The following is a 22,086-nucleotide window of genomic DNA, read 5'->3' on the forward strand; positions in this document are numbered from 1 at the left end:
CGACCATGCGCAATGGTCGGCGTCGAATATTCGGTATGCGGGAGGAGAGGGGCAGCGTAAGCGGGTGGAATCCTATCCCCTCGCCAACGGTCATTTGCCGTGCCGGTACTGAATAGGTCGAGACCAACGCGAATAAGCTCCCGCTGCTTTTTGGAAACCCAACCAGAGTCCCGGCCCCGGCACAGCGCTTTCTTTCGCGGGCGCATTCTCGGGCGCGGGGCGCAACCCCGGCAGAGCAAATATTTTCTCTCGCGGCAGATAGCCTAAAGTGGCCCCGAAACACAGCAACGAGAGACCGTTCATTATAGCGCCGACTCAGGGGCAGGCAAACCGCAAGCGACCGCGCACGAAGCAACGCGCGCCCACCGGACCGCTTGGCATCACTCGGGATTGCGCGAATCGACGACGATCGTTACCGGTCCATCGTTAGTCAGATGGACAGCCATTTCTGCGCCGAAAACCCCGGTCGGAACCGTCCGGCCGAGCTCGCTCTCAAGTTGGCGGACGAAGCGGTCGAACAACGGCCGTGACACTTCTGGACGCGCCGCACGGCTCCACGATGGACGGTTTCCCTTTTTCACCGACGCATAGAGCGTGAATTGGCTTACAGCGAGGGCTTCCCCTCCGACTTCGCCGATGTTCCGGTTCATAACCCCTACGTCGTCGGGAAAGATGCGCAAGCGCGAGAGCTTGGCGGCCAACCAGCGGATATCGTCGTCGCCGTCGTCATCCTCGACTCCGACGAGAAGCAACAGCCCCCGGCCAATCGCACCAACCGTTTCTCCCCCCACCTCGACGTACGCTGACGCAACCCGCTGCGCGACGACTCTCATCCCGGCCCCTGTTTCTTGTTTTCCGATTCGACTTCGCGGTCACCCCGCGATACCCATTGCACCGCTTGCGCGGCAAGTTCGGGTTGCAAGGTTACATGAGCGATGTCTTCGTGCGCTAGAACATGCCGTGCTTCTGCGAGCGCCGTCGGCCACTGTGCGAACGACTCGATGACGATATGTGCCGATAGCGCCACCCGGTTCGACGACAAGGTCCAGATGTGGAGGTCGTGCACCGATTTCACGCCGGGAACGGCCGCCAGGGTCCGACCAATGCGTTCAGTAGACAGATGCGCCGGAACGCCTTCAAGCAGCGCCTGCAGCACTTCGCGCAGCAAACGCAGGCTGGACGCAAGAATGAGCGCGCAAATCAGCAACGACAAGAGAGGGTCGATCGGCGTCCAACCCGTGAAGTAGATCACGGCTCCGGCAATGAGAGCGGCCACTGACCCGAGTAGATCGCCAAAGACATGAAGCAAAGCGGCTCGAGTATTCATCGTTTGCTCACCATGCATGAGCAGCCACGCGACGCCGACGTTGATCAGAAGGCCGATGATCGCGACCAAGGTCACCGTCGCCCCGTCGACCGCGACGGGTTCGAGGATGCGCCGAATCGCGGCTACCGATATGCCGACCACGACCAAGATCATGAGGACGACGTTGCCCAGCGCGGCCAGCGTTTCCACCCGCCCTAAACCATAAGTGTGGCGGCGCGAAGGGGGACGCTGCGAAAGCCAGGCGGCGGCCGCTGCCAGCGCTAGCGAGGCACTGTCGGACAGCATATGTCCGGCATCGCCGAGCAAGGCCAGCGACCCCGACAGAAACCCGGTTACCGCCTCAATACCGGCGAAGCCGAGTGTCAGGATCAGCGCGGCGGCAAGACGCCGACCGGGGGCGTGGTGATGTCCGTGGCCCCCGGCCTGGTGATGATGCGAGTGCGAGTGATCATGTGCGCTCATGTGTCCCCCTGGGAACAGCAAGCACTGCGATGTCATTTGGCTCGGCCGACCGAACAAAATGCTTTCGCTATTCTATCGACCCGCCGCGCGCCGATCAGTTTCCGACTCCGTTCAGAGTCGGCGATTTAGCACCGCCCCCAGAGCAGTTCTTCGAACGCCTTCGCCGGCAAGGCTGGGCTGCAAAGAAAGCCCTGAAAAACGTCGCAACCTTTCTCTTTCAGGTAGCGCAGTTGCTCCTGCGTTTCCACCCCTTCAGCAACGACGCGAAAGCCTAAGGTATGTCCCAGTTGCACGATCGCCGCGACGATCTCTTGGTCATCCTTGCGCAACCCGACGTGCTCGATAAATGTGCGATCGATCTTCAGAGCGTCGAGAGGAAACCGCTTGAGATAGACAAGCGACGAGTACCCCGTCCCGAAGTCATCGATGGCAACCCGAACGCCATTCTCCCGCAACATCTGCAATTGAGGAGTGACGACTTCGTGGCTCGCCATAAGCGACGATTCGGTCAGTTCGAGTTCCAGTAACTCCGCAGGGAAACCGGTTTCCGCGACAATGCGCAGCACTTCCGCGGCAAAATCCACCCGACGCAACTGCACCGCGGAGACATTTACCGCGAGCGTGAGCCGAGGACGGTCTCGATCAAGCCAAGCTCGGCCAGCGCGACAGGTTTCCCGCAGAACCCAGCGCCCGAGCGCAAGAATCAGCCCCGTCTCTTCTGCTGTGGGAATGAACTGTAGCGGAGGGATCGGGGCCCCCTGCGGGGTACGCCACCGGACAAGAGCCTCGGCCCCTATCGTCAGGCCGCTCCGAACGTCCGCTTGGGGCTGGAAATGAATCTCCAACTCCTCACGCTCGATCGCGCGCCTTAGGCGATTTTCCAGTTCGAGGCGCGCGCGCGCATCGCGTGTCAGATCGTCGGAGAAATACTGGAACCTCCCGCGTCCTTCGAGTTTGGCTCGATACATGGCAGCATCCGCTTGCTGGAGCAGTTCCTCCGCGCTCTCCGCCAACCCGGGATACAAGGCGATTCCGATGCTCGCGGCGACGCGTAGCTCCGCATCGTTGGGAAGCATCCAAGGCTCACCGAGCGCCTGCAACACCTCCCCCGCGACCCGCCCGGCCTCGTCCGGGCGCTCAATGTCTTCGAGCAGGATGGCGAACTCGTCGCCTCCCAGACGAGCCAGGGTATCGGAAGACCGTAACCTCGCTTTCAGGCGTTCCGCAACGAGTTGCAGAAGATGGTCACCCGTGAGATGGCCATAGCTATCATTGACATCCTTGAACCGATCGAGATCGACCATCAGCAGGGCCGCGAATTGGCCGCTCTCCCGCGGCGAACGCATTAGGTATTCGATGCGCGAGAACAGCAATAGCCGGTTAGGCAGACGCGTCAGCGAATCGTGGTGCGCGATGTATTCGAGATTAGCTTCCGAGGCCTTGATGGCGGAGGTATCAGTGAATACCGCGACGTAGTTACAGACGCAACCGCCATCGTCCATAACAGCGTTGATCGTCGTGAACTGCGGAAAAATTTCCCCATTCTTCCGCCTGCACCACAACTCGCCCTGCCAACAACCGTTGGCTTGAATCTGTCGACCCACTTCACGGCGGAAATCAACATCGTGGCGGCCCGAATCCAGGAATGCAGGAGTTCTGCCCAAAGCCTCGTGACTCTCGAAGCCGGTCAGACGCGCGAAGGCACGATTGACAATGAGGATCCGTCCACCAGCATCGCTAATGAGGACGCCCTCTTGCGTGTTTTCGAACACCGTTGCGGCTTGTCGCAAGGCGAGCTCCGTCGTCTTCTTCTCGGTGATGTCCGTATGCACGCCTGACATCATCGTCGGTCTGCCGTCGGCATCGCGCTCGACAATAACCCCGTGCGACAATATCCAAAGCCATTCACCCGACTTGGCGCGGCAGCGGATTTCCACCTCGTGCACCGACGACTTACCCGACAGGTGATTGGCTATCGACTTACGCGCCCGAACGAGATCGTCGGGATGGACATAGTGGTCCCAGTTTTCCGGCGCCAGATCCATTTCACCGGGCCGATATCCGAGCATCGACTCGAAACGCCCGCAGACGGTAAAAACGTTCGTTGCCAGGTTCCAGTCCCAGAATCCTTGATTCGATCCGGCAATAACACGCAGCAACCGTTGCTCGCTAGCTCGGGAGGCGGCCTCCGCTTGCTTGCGCTCGGTAATCACTTCGAAGAGGGCAACAACGTGTTCCCGGGCGGGGCTATATACGGATACCGAGAACCAGCTATTGAGGCGGGAGGCAAAGTGTTCGAAGCGCTCTGGGTCACCATCTCGAGCAACTCGTCCAAAGGTACCAAGCAGGGAATGGTCCGAAGAGGAAAAGTCGAGCGCGGCTTCTGAAGCGCGCCGCCCTACCACATCCGCCAGCCCCATTTGTTCCAGAAAGGCCGGGTTGGCATCGAGATAGACGAAGTCGACGGGCAGGCCATCTTCATAGATGACGCGGCAGTAGGCAACACCGCTGAGCAGGCGGCCGAAAAGGTCGCGGTAAGCTGCGCCTACGGCGCCTTCTCCGCGCGCCGCAGTTTCTACACTCAACATCCACCCCCCAAGAAGTTAAACGCGCAAAGGGAAAACGAACGGCTCGCTTGCCAGTCTCGTTCCCCGCCCAAGAAAGGTCCGGCTTGCGTCAAGGACCAATGAGGACTGGAGACGGCGGCTACCCACGTCGCGCGTTGATCATACGTGAAGGGCCCACGGGTAAATGCGTAAGTTCGCACGGATTTGGAGTGCGCCGCGCACTACCAACGACTAGGCACCCCGATACGATGGTTTATTTCAAGGCGGGTAACTGGAGGCTAGACGACGTTCACCGGGCATCCCTCAGCGAACGCTTCAAGATTACGCGTGACCTGGTCTGCCAGAACCTGCATCGCTTCGGCGCTGGCCCACGCGACGTGCGGTGTTACGAGGAAATTGGGCAATGAGAGAAGGTCTGGTTCAAGCAGCACATTACCTGTTCGCGGCGGTTCGGAACTCAACACGTCGAAACCCGCACCGGCGATCCACCCTTCGCGCAACGCCTGTGCCAAAGCCTTCTCGTTCACCACGCCCCCGCGCGCGGTGTTGATCAGGAGAGCTGAACATTTCATGGCTTTCAGTTCGCTGCTTCCTATCAGGCCCTGCGTTTCCGGAGTGAGCGGGCAATGCAGCGTTAAGGCATCCGCCTCGCGCAGCACATTCAGAAACGCCGTGCGGCCGGGTCGAATCACGTCCACACCTCGGCGTTCTGCCAGCAATACGCGCATACCAAAGGCATTGGCAAGGCGAACAACACCTTCGCCAAGCGCACCGCCCCCGACGATGCCAAGCGTTGCTCCGTGCAGGTCGCGAATCGGATAATCGAAAAAACAAAATTGGTCAGAGCGTTGCCAACGCCCCGCGGCAACCGCTTCCCGATAAGCGAAAATGTTGCGCGACAAGGCAAGAAGCATCGCAAAGACGTGCTCGGGGACGGTGTGAACCGCATAGCCGCGGACGTTGCTGACCGTGATCCCCTTCTTTCGGCAGCTATCCAAATCAACGTTATTGGTACCCGTAGCAGCGACGGCGATCATTTTCAAAGCGGGAAGCGCCATCAGAGCTTTCGCATCAAGAATGCTTTTGTTCACGATCGCAATCGTCGCGTTCGCCAATCGAGGCACAATCTCGTGGGCCAATGTCCGCCCGTATTCAGCCCATTCGTGAGCAAAAGAAGGCCGCCGCACGTGAGCGAGGACGGAATCACGTTCGAGATAAACAATGCGGTGCATCTTGCGCTACTCCCGCTCGACTTTTCCCGTATCCCCGACGCTAGTCGCTGAAGGGGGTTGGGCAGCCGTGACAACGGTGATCCCGGGATGGGCACGAAGTGCGGCGAGAGTCTGAGCATCTCCCTGCAACACATTAAATACGCCCGCGGGCAAGCCAGCACGGGCGGTGAGTTCGGCGAACGCAACAGTGACGGAGGGCGCACGCGGATCAGGCTTTACGATAACCGACGCACCAGCTAGCAAAGGTCCAACGACCTGCGGTAACCAGTCGTGCAACAGCGGTGAGGAATCGATTCCGATAGCGACCACCCCGATTTGCCCCGAGGGCCGCGCTTCCCGTAGGCATGTAGCCGCCTCGCTCACGTCGGCCCGTGCGCCTTCCTCGGTCCAGCCGCTTTCTTCGACGAGTAAACCCGCAAGATGCTCGGCATACGTGTCCAAAGAGTCGGCTAACTGCTTGAGCATGGCGATGCGGTCCGTCATCGCCACAACCGCCCAATCCGTAAGCGCTTTTTGCGCCGACTCGACCGCACGAGCCGCCTCATGTGCTCCCCCCAATGGGGAACGGCGCAGCACCTGACCCCCCCCCCGCTCTCGTACTTCGGTAAAACGAGAAGGGACGGCCAGGTAAGCGCGGCCGTCGATCCAAGAGGGAACGGCGGGTGGAACGTCTGGTGAACGGATCATGGGCGGAAGGGAAAATGGACTGGGAACGGTCGCAGCTTGTCTAACGAGGCGACCCGCATGATGGTAAGATACCCCGGCATATGCAACGGGCGCGTGCGCTATGGTAGGGTGCCCGATAATAAAAAGGAAGGTTACGGTACACGGTAATGGCCGAGCAGCAAGCTGAAAAGGGTTCAATCCAGGTCATCGAGCGCATGATGTCGCTACTCGACGTACTGGCGGATACAGCGGAACCAGCGTCGCTGAAAATGCTCTCGCAAGCGACGGGACTTCACCCCTCGACGGCTCATCGCATCCTGGCGATGATGACCCATTCGCGTCTTGTGGAGCGCCACGAAGGCAGTACGTATGTCTTGGGTATTCGTCTGCTGGAACTAGGCAGCATCGTCAAATCGCGAATCGACATTCGAGCCATCGCCCTTCCGCACATGCAGCAACTCCACGAAGCGCTTGGAGAAGCCATCAACCTCGGAATTCGCGACGGTGACGAAATCGTATACCTGGAGAGAACGTCGAGCGGGCGCTCGCTCGTGCGCGTGGTCTACCTCGTGGGCGGTCGTGCTCCGCTGCACCTGACGTCCCTGGGCAAACTTTTCCTCGCATCGCAGAACGCAGCAGAGATTCGAGGCTACGCGGAGCGGACCGGATTGCCCGGAAAGACTCCACACTCCCTGACGCGCATCGAAGACCTGGAAAAGGAACTCGAGAAAGTTCGCAAGGACGACTTGGCCTACGACAATGAGGAAGCCGAGATTGGTCTGCGTTGCGTCGCCTCACCGATCCGTGACGAACAAGGAACGATCGTGGCAGCGCTATCGATCTCTGCGCCGACCGAACGGCATAACGCCGAGTGGGTCCCGAGCCTGAAGGCAACAACCGGGGATATCTCACGGGCCCTTGGTTACCGTCCCGCGACTCCCCGGTAACTCAATTCGCGTTCCAGTCGAGTCGCCTCCCGCAAAGCCCTGGCCACAGCACTCGAGGCCCTCAAGCGCTGGACTTACCCTGGGTTACGCAACGCAGCGGGGGATAGGATGGCGTGGGTCGATAGCTTGCGCGTGATCGGGTTGTTTTCCATCCAGCGCTTGATGCGGTTGGCGTCCCCCACGCGAGTGAGCTTGCCAGCAGAATCGAGCAAGACGATGACAACCGGCCGGTCTGCAACGCGAGCCTGCATCACCAGACATTTGCCGGCCTCGTGAATGTAGCCGGTCTTGGAGAGACCGACGTCCCAGGACGTACTTTTTACCAACGGATTGGTGTTGCGGTATACGAGGTCACGCCCACCGACATCGACCGTCGCCTCCGCCGTGGTCGAAAACTCGCGGATCAGGGGATAGCGATGTGCGGCCGCGACCATTTTTGCAAGATCCGTCGCCGTCGAAACGTTATTACTCGTTAGCCCGGTCGGGTCCTCAAAATGAGTATCGTGCATTCCTAGCGACAGAGCCTTCGCATTCATTGCAGCGATGAATGCCGACATGCCGCCTGGGTAATGACGCGCCAGCGCATTAGCCGCCCGGTTCTCAGACGACATCAGCGCGAGGAGGAGAGCCGTCTCGCGGCTCATCACCGCGCCGACATGAAGCCGCGACCGGCTACCTCGCAGGTAGTCGATATCCTCTTCAGTAATGGTAATCGGAGCCTTCAAGTCGGGGGCCCCATCCAGGACGACCATGGCCGTCATCAACTTCGAAATGGACGCAATCGGCGCTACGACATTCGCGTTTTTCTGGAACAGCGCCTCGACCCCTCCTTGCTCGATCACAAGCGCCGCCCCGGATTGCAGGGCCAACGCGCGCGCCTCTTCCAGTGTTGACTCGGCACTGGCCGGCGCACGGCGCACCGACGTTTTGGTCACCGACAAGACCTCTTTTCGGCTCCGAACCACCGGTTTTCGCTCGCTTTTCTTCACACTGGCCGTCGTGATTTTTTGCGTTGCCGGCTTGGATTTCACCCGCTCCTTTTCGGCTGCCGACACAGGTGCAAGCGCCGAACAGGCGACGAAAAATGCAATAAACATCGACGCATTGAGCCGGGTAATCATCGGTGGAGCCTCATGCAAAAGACAGTTTCAACAGCCATGCCAAAAGAAATTCCCACGCAGTCTATCACCGAATTAAATAAAATCAATAAAAATAAGCATATACGATAAGCATTTGAGAAAAAACATCAAACAAACCCAAATGTCAAACAACACGACAGCGCTGCTTGCACATAGGGCCTCGACCGCCTTCGAGGCTCCATTGGCACGCCAGCAACGCGTTTTTTTGAACTCCGCTCGGCGTGCAAACCGCGAACTCTCTTCTGCTTCCAACGCCTGCCCGTCGTTGGGGAACTATGTTAGACTTTTGTGCGCACTTAGTCCCGCATAGATAAAAACAAGCATGACTTCATTGCCGAATGAGAGCTGGTCGAGTAACCAGCCCCCTGCGATCGTTGTTGTTTTTCGATCGAGGCGCAGCCATTTGAGGTGCGAAAGGCAACCGCATTGAGCGCACCATTCATAAGAATTTCTGCATGCCGGGTTACCACCGGCAACCCCTGTTTTTTAACCGTCCTATGAAGAGAGTGTATTACCATGAGTCAAACTGTGTCCTCTAATGCACCTGAGTACGTCAAGCACGAAGGGCTCAAGAAGTGGGTCGCCGAAATCGCGGCTTTGACGACGCCGGAACGTGTCGTCTGGTGCGACGGGTCCCAAGAAGAATACGACCGGCTTTGCCAAGAACTCGTTGACGCCGGCACTTTCACCAAGCTGAAGAAGCGCAAGAATTCCTTCCTGGCTTTCTCCGATCCATCGGACGTCGCCCGCGTCGAAGATCGTACCTACATCTGCTCCGAGAAGAAGGAAGACGCCGGCCCCACCAACAACTGGGAAGATCCGGCCAAGATGCGCGCCACCCTCGCAGGTCTCTTCAAGGGTTGCATGAAGGGCCGCACGATGTACGTCATCCCGTTCTCAATGGGTCCGATCGGCTCGCCTATCGCCCAAATCGGCGTTGAGATCAGCGACTCCGCTTATGTCGTTGTCAATATGCGAATCATGACCCGCATGGGCAAGGCCGTTTTCCCGGTGCTGGGCACGAATGGCGATTTCGTCCCCTGCGTCCACTCGATCGGTGCACCGAAGGAGCCGGGTCAGAAAGATCCGCGGTGGCCGTGCAACCCGACGACCAAGTACATCGTTCACTACCCGGAAACGCGCGAAATCTGGTCGTACGGTTCGGGCTACGGCGGCAACGCGCTGCTGGGCAAGAAGTGCCTCGCGCTGCGCATCGCTTCCAACATGGCGCGCGACGGCGGCTGGATGGCCGAGCACATGCTGATCCTGGGCGTCGAGTCGCCTGCTGGTGAAAAACACTATGTCTGCGCCGCCTTCCCCTCCGCCTGCGGCAAGACGAACTTTGCGATGCTGATCCCGCCGAAGGCCATGAACGGCTGGAAGATCACGACGATCGGTGACGACATCGCGTGGATCAAACCCCGCGTCGACAAGGACGGCGTCACCCGCTTCTACGCGATCAATCCGGAAGCCGGTTTCTTCGGCGTCGCTCCCGGCACGAACGAGAAGACCAACTTCAACGCCATGGCCTCGCTCGCCGAGAACACCATCTTCACGAACGTCGCGCTGACCGACGACGGCGATGTGTGGTGGGAAGGCATGGGCCCCGCCCCTGCTCACGCGATCGATTGGCAAGGCAACGACTGGACGCCTGAAATCGGTAAGGAAAAGGGCGTCAAGGCCGCTCACCCGAACTCCCGCTTCACGGCACCGGCGTCTCAGTGCCCGTGCATCGATGCCAAGTGGCAAGATCCGGAAGGCGTGCCGATCTCGGCGTTCCTGTTCGGTGGCCGTCGCGCTTCGACCGTGCCGCTGGTCTGCCAGTCCTTCAACTGGGACTTCGGGGTTTACTCGGCCGCTACGCTGGGCTCGGAAACCACCGCCGCCGCGTTTGGCGCCCAGGGCGTTGTCCGTCGCGATCCGTTTGCCATGTTGCCGTTCTGCGGTTACCACATGGCCGATTACTACAAGCACTGGCTGCAGATGTCCAAGTCTGTCGACAAGGCCCCGCTGATCTTCATGGTGAACTGGTTCCGCATGAACGAGAAGGGCGAGTTTGCTTGGCCTGGCTTCGGTGACAACGCACGCGTTCTGGAGTGGATCATCGATCGCTGCGCTGGCCGTGTCGGCGCGAAGGAAACCGCTCTCGGCTGGATGCCCAACTACGAGGACATCAACTGGGCTGGCCTCGAATTCTCGAAGGAACAGTTCGAAGCGGTCACCAGGCTCGACAAGGAAGTCTGGAAGGCCGAACTGGCCGGCGTCAAGGAATGGTTCGAGAAGATGGGCGACAAGATGCCCAAGAAACTCGCGCTCATCCGCGACTTGCTGGAACAGAGCTTCCAAGCCTAAGCGGTAGATAATGGGCTCTGCCCATGCAAGCCAAGAAAGCCGCCCTCGGGCGGCTTTCTTCCTTTCTCGGCTGGAATGCCGTGTTGAATACGCCAACAGTGAGAATCAAACGATCTGTAATCCCCGAGCAGAAGCGATTCAACTAGAAATCCCATCTGTATTCCTGCCGCGTTACCGTTACTATTCACATCATGCATAGCCACCCCGCAAGCCGTTTGGCCAACATCGCCCCTTTCCATGTGATGGAATTGCTCGCGCGGGCCAAGGCCCTCGAATCTCAAGGCCGAGACATCATCCACATGGAGGTCGGGGAGCCCGACTTTCCGACCCCTCCGCCGATCGTCGCCGCCGCTCAAGCCCATATTGCATCAGGTCGTGTTTTCTATACGCCAGCGTTAGGGCTTCCGGAACTACGGGAATCGATTTCCGCCTTCTATCAAACCCGCTATGGTGTTTCTGTCCCGGCTTCGCGCATCGCGATTACGGCGGGCGCCTCAGGGGCCCTGCTGCTTGCGCTTGCCTGCCTCGCGGAACCGGCGAGTGAATGGTTGCTCACCGATCCGGGCTATCCGTGCAACAGCAACTTCGTCAGGAGTTTCGAAGGTGTTCCGGTATGCATCCCAGTCGAGACGAACAACAACTATCAACCGACGCTTTCCGACATCAAGCGATATTGGACCAACAGGACCGCTGGCGCCCTTTTCGCATCCCCAGCCAATCCTACGGGAACGCTGCTCGATGACCCAACGTTGCGCGACATTGTTGGATATATTCGCCAGCGGGGTGGACAACTAATCGTCGACGAGATCTACCACGGGCTGACTTATAAACGAGACGCGATGACCGCGCTTCAATTCGGTGATGATATTTTTGTCGTACAGAGCTTTTCCAAATACTTCAACATGACCGGCTGGCGCCTCGGCTGGCTCGTCGTGCCTGAACGCTTTACGCGCGACGTGGAAAAGCTCGCCCAGAATCTGTTCATCTCACCATCTACGCCTGCACAACACGCCGCACTGGCAGCGTTCCGGCCGGAGACGATCGAGATACTGGAGCAACGGCGCCATGAATTTTGTCGGCGGCGTGATTACCTGTTACCGGAACTCGAAAAACTTGGCTTTATCGTTCGTGCCAAGCCGGAGGGAGCGTTCTACATCTACGCCGACTGCAGCGCCATCGCCCGTGATAGCCAGGAACTTGCTCACCGCTTGCTCGAAACAGTAGGAGTTGCGCTCACCCCGGGGCTCGACTTCGGGGCTCAAGCACCCCAGTCGCATGTCCGCCTCGCCTATACGAGCAGCATCGGAACACTCTCCGAGGCTGTCTCACGGATGCGTGTAGCCCTCGGTAAGGGGTAAAGCATTCCTTGGAAGAAGGAAAAGAAAATCGAGGCGTAACACCCGTTACGCCTCGAATCGGTGCGGGACCTGATGCTCGCTTACTTTGGACGTGACCCGGTCGGGAATGGCCAGGCGCCCGTGGGGTTGAGGGCTGATTTGATGCCGGGCGTGGCAGCGGTAGACGGGGCAGCGGCCGCCGTGGCGGACGGTTGAGGAGCTGGGGCCGCCTTTTTCTCCACCGGTTTTTTGGCGACCGGCTTTGCTGCTGGCTTTGCCGCCGCCTTCGCTGCAGGCTTAGCCGCCGGCTTCTTCGCTACGGCCTTGGCGGCGGGCTTCGCTGCGGGTTTCTTCGCTACGGCCTTGGCGGCGGGCTTCGCTGCGGGCTTCTTCGCTATGGCCTTGGCGGCAGGCTTCTTTGCTACGGCCTTGGCGGCGGGCTTCGCTGCCGGCTTCTTCGCTACGGCCTTGGCGGCGGGTTTCGCTGCCGGCTTCTTTGCTACGGCCTTGGCGGCGGGCTTCGCTGCTGGCTTCTTCGCCACGGCCTTGGCGGCGGGTTTCGCTGCCGGCTTCTTCGCTACAGCCTTGGCGGCGGGTTTTTTCGCCGCAGGCTTAGCAACCGATTTGGCGGCTGGCTTCTTCGCTGCCGGCTTGGCCGGAGCCTTCGCAGCCGTCTTTACTGCAGGTTTCTTCGCGGCTGCCTTGGCCGCGGGCTTAGCAGTCGCCTTGGGGGCGGCGCTCTTCACTGCGGGCTTGGCGGCTGCGGCTTTAGGTGCCGCTTTTTTTGCGGCGGGCTTTGCAGCCGCCGCTGGTTTTTTCGCACTTGTTGCCATGTCAACCTCCTTCATTGATTTCGAGGAATACGTCCAACTGGAGCACTGCGAGAAAAACGATCCGTGGAAGCGGATCATTCAATAAGCGCTCCGAAGAGGCGCCGATTGAATACTTAAGCGGGCTGCCGACCCATCCGACTGCCCGCCGAAATACGCTCGGGATCGCCAAGGAGATGGCTCCGAGACACGATTGAACGGTGTTTCTCAATGCATGAAGCATATGACCTCCGCCTTGCCGAGAGGCACGAAACCTCATCGCGCAAGGCGAAAAAAGGGACCAATGGAGAGAAAAGGCGGAGGGATTCGACGCGAAACCGGGGCCGTTTGACATCGGCCATGTCAGACACTGAGCAGTCAACGTGTGATCGTGCAATCCGCGTACGTCCATCACAGTTAGCATCCGGGAGATCGCTAGCCCTTTGTGGCTACCTCAAACCGATGCGCGCGCCTCGAGGGCAAATCTAGCTACTACATATTGTGTTGCCCACCATATTCGCAACTAATTCTAGTAGCGCCCTCTACTTGACGCAAGCGTTTTTTTGTGGTCCGTCATTTTTGAATAGAATCTGTCGTATTCAAGCCACGCATATATGACGACCGCATACGACATGTGCAAGACAGAAGCACTTGTTGCGACGGATGACAGGCCTAGAGAAATGCGCAGGTGTCGCCGGTTAGCGCGAGGCGTTGTTTCCACCGGACAAGTGCGCCCCGGGAAGCGACACCCTCTGCCATTCGAACCAGGGCCCCGGGTCGGTCTTGCGTCCCGGAGCGACGTCAGAGTGTCCGGCAATGTCTCGAAGCGGATAAGCCGCACTTAACGCACGCAGAAGATCTGCCAAGCAATCATACTGGGCCTCGTCGAAAGGCGTTTGGTCATCGCCCTCTAGCTCAACGCCAATCGAGAAATCGTTGCACCGGTCGCGACCGCTCCACGACGAACGCCCTGCATGCCAGGCGCGTTTGTCGCACGAAACGAACTGCAGCAGATCACCGTTCCGCCGAATAAGGAAATGGGCAGACACCCTCATTGAGCTGATCTGCGCAAAGTACGGATGTTCGGTCGGATCGAGCTTATTGGTAAAGAGGTCCTCGATGCCACGCCCACCAAACTGCCCCGGTGGAAGACTGATTGCGTGGATTACCACCAGCGAGACGAGTGTTCCTGCTGGTCGATCGTCGAAGTTCGGCGAATCAATACGGCACGCGCCGTCCATCCACCCATCATGAAAATTCGCGGGTTTTTCACGGGCAGGCGCCGCATCCGTCATTCTTCGATACCTAGGCGCTCGATCCGATAACGCAAGGAGCGGAAAGTGACTCCGAGAGCCCTGGCAGCAGCCGTTCGGTTGAAGCCGGTCTTCGCCAGAGCGTCGAGAATGATTTGACGCTCGACGCGATTCATGTGATCGTCAAGCGTCTCTCCCGCTCTGCAAATACCTTCGTCATTTGGGGTGGAAGCGAGGAGTTGGAGATCGTCAACCTCGATGCGTTTCCCCGCGCAAAGGGCGGTCGCGCGTTCCAGTATGTTCTCGAGTTCGCGGACGTTTCCAGGATACGAATACGCGCATAGGGCGCGCTCCGCTTCCTCGGCAAGCACCGGGGCAGATCCCTCGCAAATGCGGGCAAGTATGGACTCGACGAGAGGGGGGATATCCTCTTGGCGCTCACGCAAAGGCGGCATTCTTAGTTCGATGACATTGAGGCGATAATACAAATCCTGCCGAAACGTTCCTGCATCTACACAATCCTTCAGGTTGCGATGCGTCGCTGAAACGATGCGAACGTCCACAGGCTCTTCGGTCGCCGACCCGACTTTTCGCACTCTCTTTTCCTGAATCGCCCGCAGTAGTTTCACCTGCATCGCAAGAGGCAGATCAGCGACTTCGTCGAGAAACAAAGTTCCTCCTTTAGCCGCCTGGAAGAAGCCTTCCCGATCTGCGTCCGCTCCGGTGAAAGCGCCTTTTCTGTAGCCAAAAAATTCGCTTTCCATCAAGTTTTCGGGAATCGCCCCACAATTGACGGGAACGAATGGGGCCGCGTAGCGAGAGCTTTGCGAGTGAATGAGCCGAGCCGCAAGTTCTTTGCCACTTCCGGACTCGCCAGAAATGTAAACGGGAGCTTGACTACGCGCGAGCTTCTCGATCGTCTCCTGCACGTGCGTAATAGCGGCGGAAGAGCCGATCAGTTGAGCACGACTGTCCCCCACATTGCGGAGGTCTAAATCGCGAGCAGGTAGGTTTATCGCCGACTTGATGAGGGTGCGCAGTTGATCGAGTGCAACCGGTTTTGAAAGGTAATCGAATGCGCCGGCCTTGAGCGCAGCCACGGCATTGTCCGCGCTGCCAAACGCGGTGATTACCGCGACCGGAGTCTCACCATACTCCGCTCCAATCAAGCGCACGATATCGAGCCCGGTTCCGTCGGGCAGCCGCATATCGGTCAGACACAAGCCATAGCGTTCACGAGCAAGAAACACTTTGGCTTCCGCAACCGTCGCGGCGCAATCCGCCGACAGCCCCATGCGGGCCAGCGTCAGATCAAGCAGTTCCCTGATATCCGCTTCGTCGTCGACGACTAGAACCCTTGCCGGTTCTCCCCGCGCCCTGCGCTCTGGCCTGCTCGTCCCTGTCAACTGACCGCCCCCCCGGCAATTCGAAAATCGGCTCCCTGGCCGACATCGCTCTGTACCAAATCCAACTGTGCACCGTTGGCCTCGCAGAGCTCGCGCGCAATATACAAGCCCAAGCCCGTCCCACGGTTATGTGTGGTAAAGAATGGCTCGAAGATCTGCTCGGCATACTTTTCGTCGACACCCTCGCCGTCGTCGACCACATGGATATCGACGACCCCGTGTCGCGTGCCGTCACGTACCTTCACCGTCACACTTCCCTCGAGTCCGCGCGAATGACGCAACGCGTTCCCAATCAGGTTCCAGGTCACCTGATAGAAGTGGGAACGATCGAAAAGGATCGCCCCCTCTCCTTCGATATCCAGCTTGATGATGCCCGAGGATATCGTTTCCTTGAGCGCGTACTCTTCGACGATCGACGGTAACGCCTCTCGCAAATCGACCCGTTCCAGCACGGCCCGATCACGGCGGCCCAACTCGAGGACTTCGCTCACGATGCGTTCGACCCGGCGCGCATTGTCAAGGATGATGCGCAGCAATCGCTCGCTCGTCGGGTCACTCATTTCTTCTTGCAGTAACTCGCCCGCGTGGTTGATGGCGGACAAGGGATTACGTATCTCGTGCGCAATATTCGCGGTAAGACGCCCGAGGGCAGCGAGCTTGAGTTGCCGTGCCTGTTCCTGCACCTGGCTCATGTCCTCGAGAAAAACGAGAACGTCTCGCTCGGAGCTCTCCGTCGCCACGAACCGCGCGCGCAGATGCATTCCACTGGCAGGCGCCCGGACCAACACCTGCTCGTCGCTTTCACGTTCGCACCAATCCGAAAATCCTTGGGCAAGCTCCGTGGAACAATAGACGAGCTTGCGATTCGAAGGATTGGACAGCCCAAGCAACTGCTCTGCGCACGGGTTATGCTGCTTAACCAAGCCGTCGCGGCCAATTACGAGGACGCCATCTTGCATACCCTCGATAACACGCTGTCCAATGACAGTCTGGTTGCGTAAAGCGACTCCCCGCCTACGAGCCAGCTCTTCGTTCGCCACGACGCGTCGTGCCAAAAGGCTGGCCGAACCAGCGACACCAAAGAATCCCGCGCTCAGCAATCCGGCCTGGAAGAAATCGCTGATGTCCGCTTCGCCGATAAGAGCGCGCACGGAATGTTCGAGGAGCACGGCGAGGGTCGCCGTGGCCGCATAAAAAAGCACCAATCGCCCCTGCCCGACAAGCCCGGCACCCGCCAACGTCACGAGCAGCATGGCAGCGAGCCCCGCCCGGATTCCTCCACCGACGTGGCTCAATATAACGAACACCGCGATGTCCACGAGCACGTGGAAGCTGAGCTGCACATTGAAATGACGACGGTAGTAGTGCAACCCAATGAGCGAGAAAGTTGTCGCGAGTAGATAGAGGGTCGTTACCGCCAAATGCAGTAAGCCGCCCGATGGGGTGAAGATGGAGAACGTAGACGGGTGAAGAATGGACGACGTAAAAAGCAGACCTGCGATGCAGAACCGGTACAAGTTGAAGTACCGCAGTGACTTCCAGTACGCATCAGTAAACACGCCAGATCTCATATCGATGCCCGGCATGACGAGTCAGCGAGCACGCCTCACACCAGCTTCGCGCTGATGATTTTCGCAGCAATAGTAGCGACCATCTACCAAGAGGCTTTCGCTGATCGGCTGGTTCACACCGCAGTAAGAGCACTTAACCATCGACTCTGGCGGCCGCGCACCCTTTTCTTGTTCTTGCTTATGGCCGCCTCTCACTGCACGCCGCACAAAGCTGACGGCGACGTAAACCAGGATCAGGAGGATAAGGTATTTCATCGCTGCAGCGATTTGCTAGTAATCGCCACAGCATAGCAGAACTGGGATACGGAGACGTGAAGCAGTCAGGAAGCGGAGAAGTTGGTCAAGCCGAGGAAGCACCTACAGGTTTCCAAGAGGAGCCGAGCCGAAGATGGGCAATAAAAAACCAGCGCAAAGGCTGGCATCGTTCCCTTCCCTACTCTTCGAACCTAACCGACGTTGTTCTTGTGGTCGGGGCGAGAGGATTCGAACCTCCGACTCCTGCGTCCCGAACGCAGTACTCTACCAGGCTGAGCTACGCCCCGACCGAAGCAACGACAGCGCTAGAAGGACCTAGCAACAGCGAAGACGCATAATTCTAGCAAAGAATCTTTATATGGGGAAGCGGGTAAGGCGTTCAACGCATCTGATGCCTTCGCTGCCTCCAGCTCCGCTTGTCTGCGAGTATGGTCAAGTGCCCCCGTCTCACGAATGGCGGCCAATACGGCGGGAAAGTCATCGCGCCCACCGTTCTCGATCGCTCGCCGCACGCTACCCGCCTGCTCCGCAGAACCGTTCTGCATCACGTAAATCAGCGGCAACGTCGGCTTACCTTCGGCCAAGTCGTCCCCAAGGTGCTTGCCCGTCTCGACTTCGGCTCCGGAATAGTCGAGCACGTCGTCTATCAATTGAAAGGCCGTACCCAGATGCATCCCGTACTTGGCCATAGCGATTTCGATCTCGCCCGAACCGTTCCCGACGATGGCGCCCAACTGCGCCGCCGCCTCGAACAGCTTGGCCGTTTTGTATTGAATGACCTGCAGGTAGCGCGCTTCATCGACGTCCGCGTCATGGCAGTTCATCAGTTGGAGGACTTCGCCCTCGGCGATGATGTTTGTAGCGTCGGACAACACTCGCATGACGCGCATGTCGCCAACTTCGACCATCATCTGGAAAGAACGCGAGTACAGGAAATCGCCGACAAGTACGCTGGCGGCGTTGCCAAAAAGGGCATTTGCCGTTTCCCGACCCCGCCTTAGCTCCGATTCGTCGACTACGTCATCGTGCAATAGCGATGCCGTGTGAATGAACTCGATCACCGCCGCTAGCTGATGGTGGTTTTTCCCCCGGTAACCCAGCGCTCCGGCTACGAGCAGGACAAGCGCCGGCCGCAGACGCTTGCCGCCGCTTTGCACGATATACTCGGCCACCTGTCGCACCAATGCGACGTCGGAATCAAGACGTCTGCGGATAACGGCATCGACTGCCGCCATATCAGGGCGAATCAGGTTGTAGAGCTGTTCTAGCTTCACGAAAGTGCCCGCGGCAAAAAAACTTATGAATCTTAGGGGGCGGCCACAGGCCAGTCAAGCTACGAACGATTAACAGTTGATGCGTTCGGGCACGGTGCCGCGGCACGTTTTCTGCCTTTAGTGAAGGGAGAAACACAGCGGCGGCTAATGCCTTCGGTGCCCCATTGACACCATTTCTTCAGAGCCGCGTCACCAAAATACAGGGCACGCCGGCAAATCCTAACCATGACGAACTCTTTGACTATGAATGGGAAATACGTATAATGCACGGTTCTTCGTTTCACTTTAACTTGTTCTTTGGAGTCCAACATGTACGCGGTCATAAAAACCGGTGGCAAGCAGTATCGTGTCGTCGCTGGCGAAAAATTGAAAATAGAACAGATACCGGCAGAGGTTGGCGCAGAAGTGACGCTTGATGAAGTGCTGATGGTTGGCGAAGGAGAGTCCGTGCAAATCGGCGCTCCGCTCGTTGCCGGCGCGACTGTCAAGGCTACTGTGCTCTCGCAAGGCCGTCATGACAAGGTCAAGATCTTCAAGATGCGTCGTCGCAAGCACTATCAGAAGCATCAGGGCCACCGTCAGAATTACACGGAAATCCGCATCGACGGTATTTCGGCCTAACGGAAAGGATACTGAAACATGGCACACAAAAAGGCAGGCGGCAGTTCTCGCAACGGCCGCGAATCGGAATCGAAACGGCTTGGCGTCAAGCGTTACGGTGGTGAAGCTGTTTTGGCCGGCAACATTATCGTTCGCCAGCGCGGTACGGAATTCCACCCAGGCGAAAACGTCGGCGTGGGCAAGGACCATACGCTGTTCGCTCTCGTGGACGGGCAAGTGCAGTTCACGCTGAAAGGCGCGAAGCAGCGCCGCACCGTGAGCATCGTCCCGGCAGCCTAGGCTACGACACGGCAAGATTGCGGTTCCGCTCCGCCATGGCGGCAGAAAGCCCTATCCTTGCGATAGGGCTTTTTCGTTTTTAGTCCTGACAAACCACGAGACAGCGCAATGAAGTTCATCGACGAGGCAAAGATTCACGTCGCGGCCGGCGATGGGGGCAACGGCGTCGCCTCGTTCCGGCGTGAAAAGTACGAGCCCGAAGGCGGCCCCGATGGCGGCGATGGAGGCCGGGGCGGAAGTGTTTATGCGGTGGCCGACCGCAACCTGAACACGCTGATCGAGTTCCGCTATACGCGCAAGTACCTCGCGCAACGCGGCGAGAATGGCGCATCGAGCGACCGTTACGGCAAGGGCGGCAAGGATATCGTCCTCCACGTGCCGGTGGGCACGGTCATCACTGACGTCAACAGCACCGAGATCGTAGCGGACCTCAACACCGACGGGAAAAAGGTCACGCTCGCCAAGGGAGGACGAGGCGGCCTGGGCAATATCCACTTCAAGTCGAGCGTCAACCGCGCACCCAGGCAGTTTACAAAAGGAGACCCGGGCGAAGAGCGCGATCTGCAGCTCGAATTGCGCGTTCTTGCAGACGTCGGGTTGCTTGGTCTTCCCAATGCCGGCAAGAGCACGTTCATCCGCGCCGTATCCGCAGCACGACCAAAGGTCGCCGACTATCCGTTTACGACGATGCACCCGAACCTCGGCGTGGTCCGCGTCAGCGAGAACAAGAGCTTTGTCATCGCCGACATCCCCGGCCTGATCGAAGGCGCGGCCGAGGGGGCTGGGCTCGGGATACGGTTCCTGAAACACCTTGCTCGCACACGCATCCTGCTGCACATCGTCGACCTCGCGCCTCCGGACCCGGAAGCCGACCCGGTCCGCGACGCGAAAGCGATCATCCGTGAGTTGGAGAAGTACAGCCCGGAACTTGCGGCAAAACCGCGCTGGCTGATACTCAACAAACTCGATTTGATTCCCGAGGAGGAAAGGAAAACGCGCGTGGATGCTTTTCTTGCCGCTTACGGCAAGGGCGAGAACGCGCCGCATTTCCTCATCAGCGCGATCAGCGGCGACGGCTGCCGCCCCGTGATTTACGCGCTTCAGGACGCTCTCGATAAGCTGCCACAACACAACGCAGAAGCGATGCCGGACAACGACGACCAGTTTCCTGAATTCCCCGAAGAAGATACAAGCGAATAGCGATGACTACTACATGCATTGCAGAGGCAAAGAGATTCGTCATCAAGGTGGGATCGGCCCTCGTCACTAATAACGGAGAGGGGCTGGACCACGAAGCCATCAACGAATGGGCGAAGCAAATCGCCCGACTCAGGGAACAAGGCCGGCAGGTCGTACTCGTCTCGTCGGGCGCCATCGCTTGCGGAATGCAACGACTGGGTTGGAAGGCGCGGCCCAAAGCCGTCCACGAATTGCAAGCATGCGCCGCGGTAGGGCAGATGGGATTGGTCGAAGTATATGAACGCGCCTTTAGCGACCACGGATTGCACACGGCGCAGATTCTGCTCACTCACGAGGACTTGGCCGACCGCAAGCGCTACCTGAATGCCCGCTCAACCCTGGCAACGTTACTCGATTTAGGCGTCGTTCCAATCATCAACGAGAACGACACGGTGGTTACCGACGAAATCAAGTTCGGCGATAACGACACGCTGGGCGCTCTCGTCGCTAATCTGATCGACGCCGACTGTCTCGTGATCCTGACGGATCAGCAGGGTCTGTTCACTGCCGATCCGCGCAAAGACCCCACGGCAACTTTGGTCAGCGAAGGCCGTGCTGGCGATCCGGCGCTGGAGGCAATGGCCGGTGGCGCAGGAACACAGTACGGCAAAGGCGGCATGATCACCAAGATCATCGCTGCGAAACGCGCCGCGAACAGCGGTGCCCACACGATCATCGCCAGCGGACGGGAGCCGGACGTGATGCCCCGGTTGGCTGTGGGGGAATCGATTGGAACGCTGTTAGTCTCGGCCACGCAGCCCTTGAATGCACGCAAACAATGGCTTGCGGATCACCTGCAATTGAGTGGAAAGCTTGTGCTCGATGGTGGCGCGGTCAAAGCACTGCACGAAGGGAAAAGCCTGTTGCCGATTGGCGTGATTGAAGTCCAGGGAGAATTCGAGCGTGGCGCGGCCGTCGCTTGCGTCTCAGAAGAAGGAACGGAGATTGCCCGCGGCCTCGCCAATTATGGCAGCAGCGACTCACGGCGCATCGCGCGGCACTCGAGCCAAGATATCGAGAAAGTTCTAGGCTACTCCGAAGAGCCGGAGCTCGTTCACCGCGACAATCTCGTGCTTTGCTGAGACGAAAAGGGCGGACGGCGTCCTTATCGTCCTTCAGTTTCGTGGGCGCATTCTCCACCGCTCACTGAATTTTTCCCGTCTTTGCTGCAGGTATAGATAACGGCAGGCTTTAAGCCTGCCGTTGGTTCTTACGATCTCAGCTCATCCACTTGAGCGGACCCATGACGATCTGGGGGAAGACGACGAGGAGGAACATGACGATCGTCTGGGCGATCATGAAGGGGACGACGCCGCGGATGGCACCGCTCATGGGGATGCGCGCCACGCC

19 protein-coding genes and 1 tRNA gene are annotated in these 22,086 nt (G+C 58.8%); 8 read left to right on the plus strand and 12 right to left on the minus strand.

Annotated features, from left to right (window positions below; all coding sequences use genetic code 11):
* Positions 1 to 380: 380 nt before the first annotated feature.
* The 5 genes from dtd to NZ453_RS03665 all read right to left on the minus strand — a co-directional run bounded on the left by dtd (position 381) and on the right by NZ453_RS03665 (position 6,275).
* A complete protein-coding gene (gene dtd, locus NZ453_RS03645) occupies positions 381 to 833 on the minus strand; it encodes a D-aminoacyl-tRNA deacylase (protein ID WP_263768985.1) in 453 nt (150 codons plus the stop codon).
* Entirely contained in the window at positions 830 to 1,789 is a 960-nt protein-coding gene (locus tag NZ453_RS03650; RefSeq protein ID WP_263768986.1) for a cation diffusion facilitator family transporter, read from the minus strand. Before NZ453_RS03650 ends, dtd begins: the two co-directional genes overlap by 4 nt.
* Positions 1,790 to 1,914: 125 nt before the next feature.
* Positions 1,915 to 4,377, minus strand: coding sequence for a sensor domain-containing protein (locus NZ453_RS03655; protein WP_263768987.1), 2,463 nt, complete (start codon positions 4,375 to 4,377; stop codon positions 1,915 to 1,917).
* Between the two features lie 257 nt (positions 4,378 to 4,634).
* Positions 4,635 to 5,588 (minus strand): D-2-hydroxyacid dehydrogenase, encoded by a 954-nt coding sequence (locus NZ453_RS03660; protein ID WP_263768988.1) that lies wholly within the window; start codon positions 5,586 to 5,588, stop codon positions 4,635 to 4,637.
* 6 nt (positions 5,589 to 5,594) lie between these two features.
* Positions 5,595 to 6,275, minus strand: coding sequence for an aldehyde dehydrogenase family protein (locus NZ453_RS03665; protein ID WP_263768989.1), 681 nt, complete (start codon positions 6,273 to 6,275; stop codon positions 5,595 to 5,597).
* A gap of 146 nt (positions 6,276 to 6,421) precedes the next feature.
* Here NZ453_RS03665 and NZ453_RS03670 point away from each other — a divergent pair, with 146 nt between their 5' ends.
* Positions 6,422 to 7,201 (plus strand): IclR family transcriptional regulator, encoded by a 780-nt coding sequence (locus NZ453_RS03670; protein WP_263768991.1) that lies wholly within the window; start codon positions 6,422 to 6,424, stop codon positions 7,199 to 7,201.
* Positions 7,202 to 7,275: 74 nt separating this feature from the next.
* On the opposite strand, the gene pbpG is transcribed toward NZ453_RS03670, so the two are convergent.
* Positions 7,276 to 8,322 (minus strand): D-alanyl-D-alanine endopeptidase, encoded by a 1,047-nt coding sequence (gene pbpG, locus NZ453_RS03675; protein WP_263768992.1) that lies wholly within the window; start codon positions 8,320 to 8,322, stop codon positions 7,276 to 7,278.
* A 534-nt stretch (positions 8,323 to 8,856) separates the two neighbouring features.
* On the opposite strand from pbpG, the gene NZ453_RS03680 reads away from it, so the two are divergent.
* The 3 genes from NZ453_RS03680 to NZ453_RS03690 all read left to right on the plus strand — a co-directional run bounded on the left by NZ453_RS03680 (position 8,857) and on the right by NZ453_RS03690 (position 12,947).
* Positions 8,857 to 10,692: a phosphoenolpyruvate carboxykinase (GTP) gene (locus tag NZ453_RS03680; RefSeq protein WP_263768994.1), complete on the plus strand. Its 1,836-nt coding sequence runs from the start codon at positions 8,857 to 8,859 to the stop codon at positions 10,690 to 10,692.
* 191 nt (positions 10,693 to 10,883) lie between these two features.
* The gene (locus tag NZ453_RS03685; protein WP_263768996.1) at positions 10,884 to 12,050 is read left to right on the plus strand and encodes a pyridoxal phosphate-dependent aminotransferase; all 1,167 of its coding nucleotides are present in this window, start codon (positions 10,884 to 10,886) and stop codon (positions 12,048 to 12,050) included.
* Positions 12,051 to 12,278: 228 nt separating this feature from the next.
* Entirely contained in the window at positions 12,279 to 12,947 is a 669-nt protein-coding gene (locus NZ453_RS03690; protein ID WP_263768997.1) for a hypothetical protein, read from the plus strand.
* Positions 12,948 to 13,536: 589 nt separating this feature from the next.
* Here NZ453_RS03690 and ampD read toward each other — a convergent pair.
* From ampD to NZ453_RS03715, 6 genes are all read right to left on the minus strand, one after another.
* Entirely contained in the window at positions 13,537 to 14,133 is a 597-nt protein-coding gene (gene ampD / locus NZ453_RS03695) for a 1,6-anhydro-N-acetylmuramyl-L-alanine amidase AmpD (protein ID WP_263768998.1), read from the minus strand.
* Positions 14,130 to 15,497, minus strand: coding sequence for a sigma-54-dependent transcriptional regulator (locus tag NZ453_RS03700; protein ID WP_263769000.1), 1,368 nt, complete (start codon positions 15,495 to 15,497; stop codon positions 14,130 to 14,132). The genes ampD and NZ453_RS03700 overlap by 4 nt, the downstream gene beginning before the upstream one ends.
* Positions 15,494 to 17,056, minus strand: a complete 1,563-nt coding sequence (locus NZ453_RS03705; RefSeq protein ID WP_263769001.1) for a two-component system sensor histidine kinase NtrB — start codon at positions 17,054 to 17,056, stop codon at positions 15,494 to 15,496. Before NZ453_RS03705 ends, NZ453_RS03700 begins: the two co-directional genes overlap by 4 nt.
* Before the next feature lie 33 nt (positions 17,057 to 17,089).
* On the minus strand, positions 17,090 to 17,323 hold the full coding sequence (locus tag NZ453_RS22130; protein ID WP_420851596.1) for a PP0621 family protein: 234 nt from the start codon (positions 17,321 to 17,323) through the stop codon (positions 17,090 to 17,092).
* A 210-nt stretch (positions 17,324 to 17,533) separates the two neighbouring features.
* Positions 17,534 to 17,610, minus strand: a tRNA-Pro gene (locus NZ453_RS03710).
* Positions 17,611 to 17,628: 18 nt separating this feature from the next.
* Complete coding sequence (locus NZ453_RS03715; RefSeq protein ID WP_275983054.1) at positions 17,629 to 18,558, minus strand: polyprenyl synthetase family protein; 930 nt, start codon at positions 18,556 to 18,558, stop codon at positions 17,629 to 17,631.
* A gap of 348 nt (positions 18,559 to 18,906) precedes the next feature.
* Here NZ453_RS03715 and rplU point away from each other — a divergent pair, with 348 nt between their 5' ends.
* From rplU to proB, 4 genes are all read left to right on the plus strand, one after another.
* Positions 18,907 to 19,218: a 50S ribosomal protein L21 gene (gene rplU / locus NZ453_RS03720; protein WP_263769003.1), complete on the plus strand. Its 312-nt coding sequence runs from the start codon at positions 18,907 to 18,909 to the stop codon at positions 19,216 to 19,218.
* A gap of 18 nt (positions 19,219 to 19,236) precedes the next feature.
* Positions 19,237 to 19,497, plus strand: a complete 261-nt coding sequence (rpmA, locus tag NZ453_RS03725; protein WP_263769004.1) for a 50S ribosomal protein L27 — start codon at positions 19,237 to 19,239, stop codon at positions 19,495 to 19,497.
* Between the two features lie 108 nt (positions 19,498 to 19,605).
* The gene (gene cgtA, locus NZ453_RS03730; protein WP_263769005.1) at positions 19,606 to 20,697 is read left to right on the plus strand and encodes an Obg family GTPase CgtA; all 1,092 of its coding nucleotides are present in this window, start codon (positions 19,606 to 19,608) and stop codon (positions 20,695 to 20,697) included.
* A gap of 2 nt (positions 20,698 to 20,699) precedes the next feature.
* A complete protein-coding gene (gene proB / locus NZ453_RS03735) occupies positions 20,700 to 21,818 on the plus strand; it encodes a glutamate 5-kinase (protein WP_263769006.1) in 1,119 nt (372 codons plus the stop codon).
* The last annotated feature ends 268 nt before the right edge of the window (positions 21,819 to 22,086 follow it).

It is taken from the genome of Propionivibrio soli (genome assembly GCF_025770765.1).
Classification (GTDB): Bacteria; Pseudomonadota; Gammaproteobacteria; order Burkholderiales; family Rhodocyclaceae; genus Propionivibrio; species Propionivibrio soli.

Coding starts and splice junctions, on each gene's coding strand:
- dtd (WP_263768985.1), bottom strand. CDS start 833: ATGAGAGTCGTCGCGCAGCGGGTTGCGTCAGCGTACGTCGAGGTGGGG.
- NZ453_RS03650 (WP_263768986.1), bottom strand. CDS start 1,789: ATGAGCGCACATGATCACTCGCACTCGCATCATCACCAGGCCGGGGGC.
- NZ453_RS03655 (WP_263768987.1), bottom strand. CDS start 4,377: ATGTTGAGTGTAGAAACTGCGGCGCGCGGAGAAGGCGCCGTAGGCGCA.
- NZ453_RS03660 (WP_263768988.1), bottom strand. CDS start 5,588: ATGCACCGCATTGTTTATCTCGAACGTGATTCCGTCCTCGCTCACGTG.
- NZ453_RS03665 (WP_263768989.1), bottom strand. CDS start 6,275: ATGATCCGTTCACCAGACGTTCCACCCGCCGTTCCCTCTTGGATCGAC.
- NZ453_RS03670 (WP_263768991.1), top strand. CDS start 6,422: ATGGCCGAGCAGCAAGCTGAAAAGGGTTCAATCCAGGTCATCGAGCGC.
- pbpG (WP_263768992.1), bottom strand. CDS start 8,322: ATGATTACCCGGCTCAATGCGTCGATGTTTATTGCATTTTTCGTCGCC.
- NZ453_RS03680 (WP_263768994.1), top strand. CDS start 8,857: ATGAGTCAAACTGTGTCCTCTAATGCACCTGAGTACGTCAAGCACGAA.
- NZ453_RS03685 (WP_263768996.1), top strand. CDS start 10,884: ATGCATAGCCACCCCGCAAGCCGTTTGGCCAACATCGCCCCTTTCCAT.
- ampD (WP_263768998.1), bottom strand. CDS start 14,133: ATGACGGATGCGGCGCCTGCCCGTGAAAAACCCGCGAATTTTCATGAT.
- NZ453_RS22130 (WP_420851596.1), bottom strand. CDS start 17,323: ATGAAATACCTTATCCTCCTGATCCTGGTTTACGTCGCCGTCAGCTTT.
- NZ453_RS03715 (WP_275983054.1), bottom strand. CDS start 18,558: ATGGCGGCAGTCGATGCCGTTATCCGCAGACGTCTTGATTCCGACGTC.
- rplU (WP_263769003.1), top strand. CDS start 18,907: ATGTACGCGGTCATAAAAACCGGTGGCAAGCAGTATCGTGTCGTCGCT.
- rpmA (WP_263769004.1), top strand. CDS start 19,237: ATGGCACACAAAAAGGCAGGCGGCAGTTCTCGCAACGGCCGCGAATCG.
- cgtA (WP_263769005.1), top strand. CDS start 19,606: ATGAAGTTCATCGACGAGGCAAAGATTCACGTCGCGGCCGGCGATGGG.
- proB (WP_263769006.1), top strand. CDS start 20,700: ATGACTACTACATGCATTGCAGAGGCAAAGAGATTCGTCATCAAGGTG.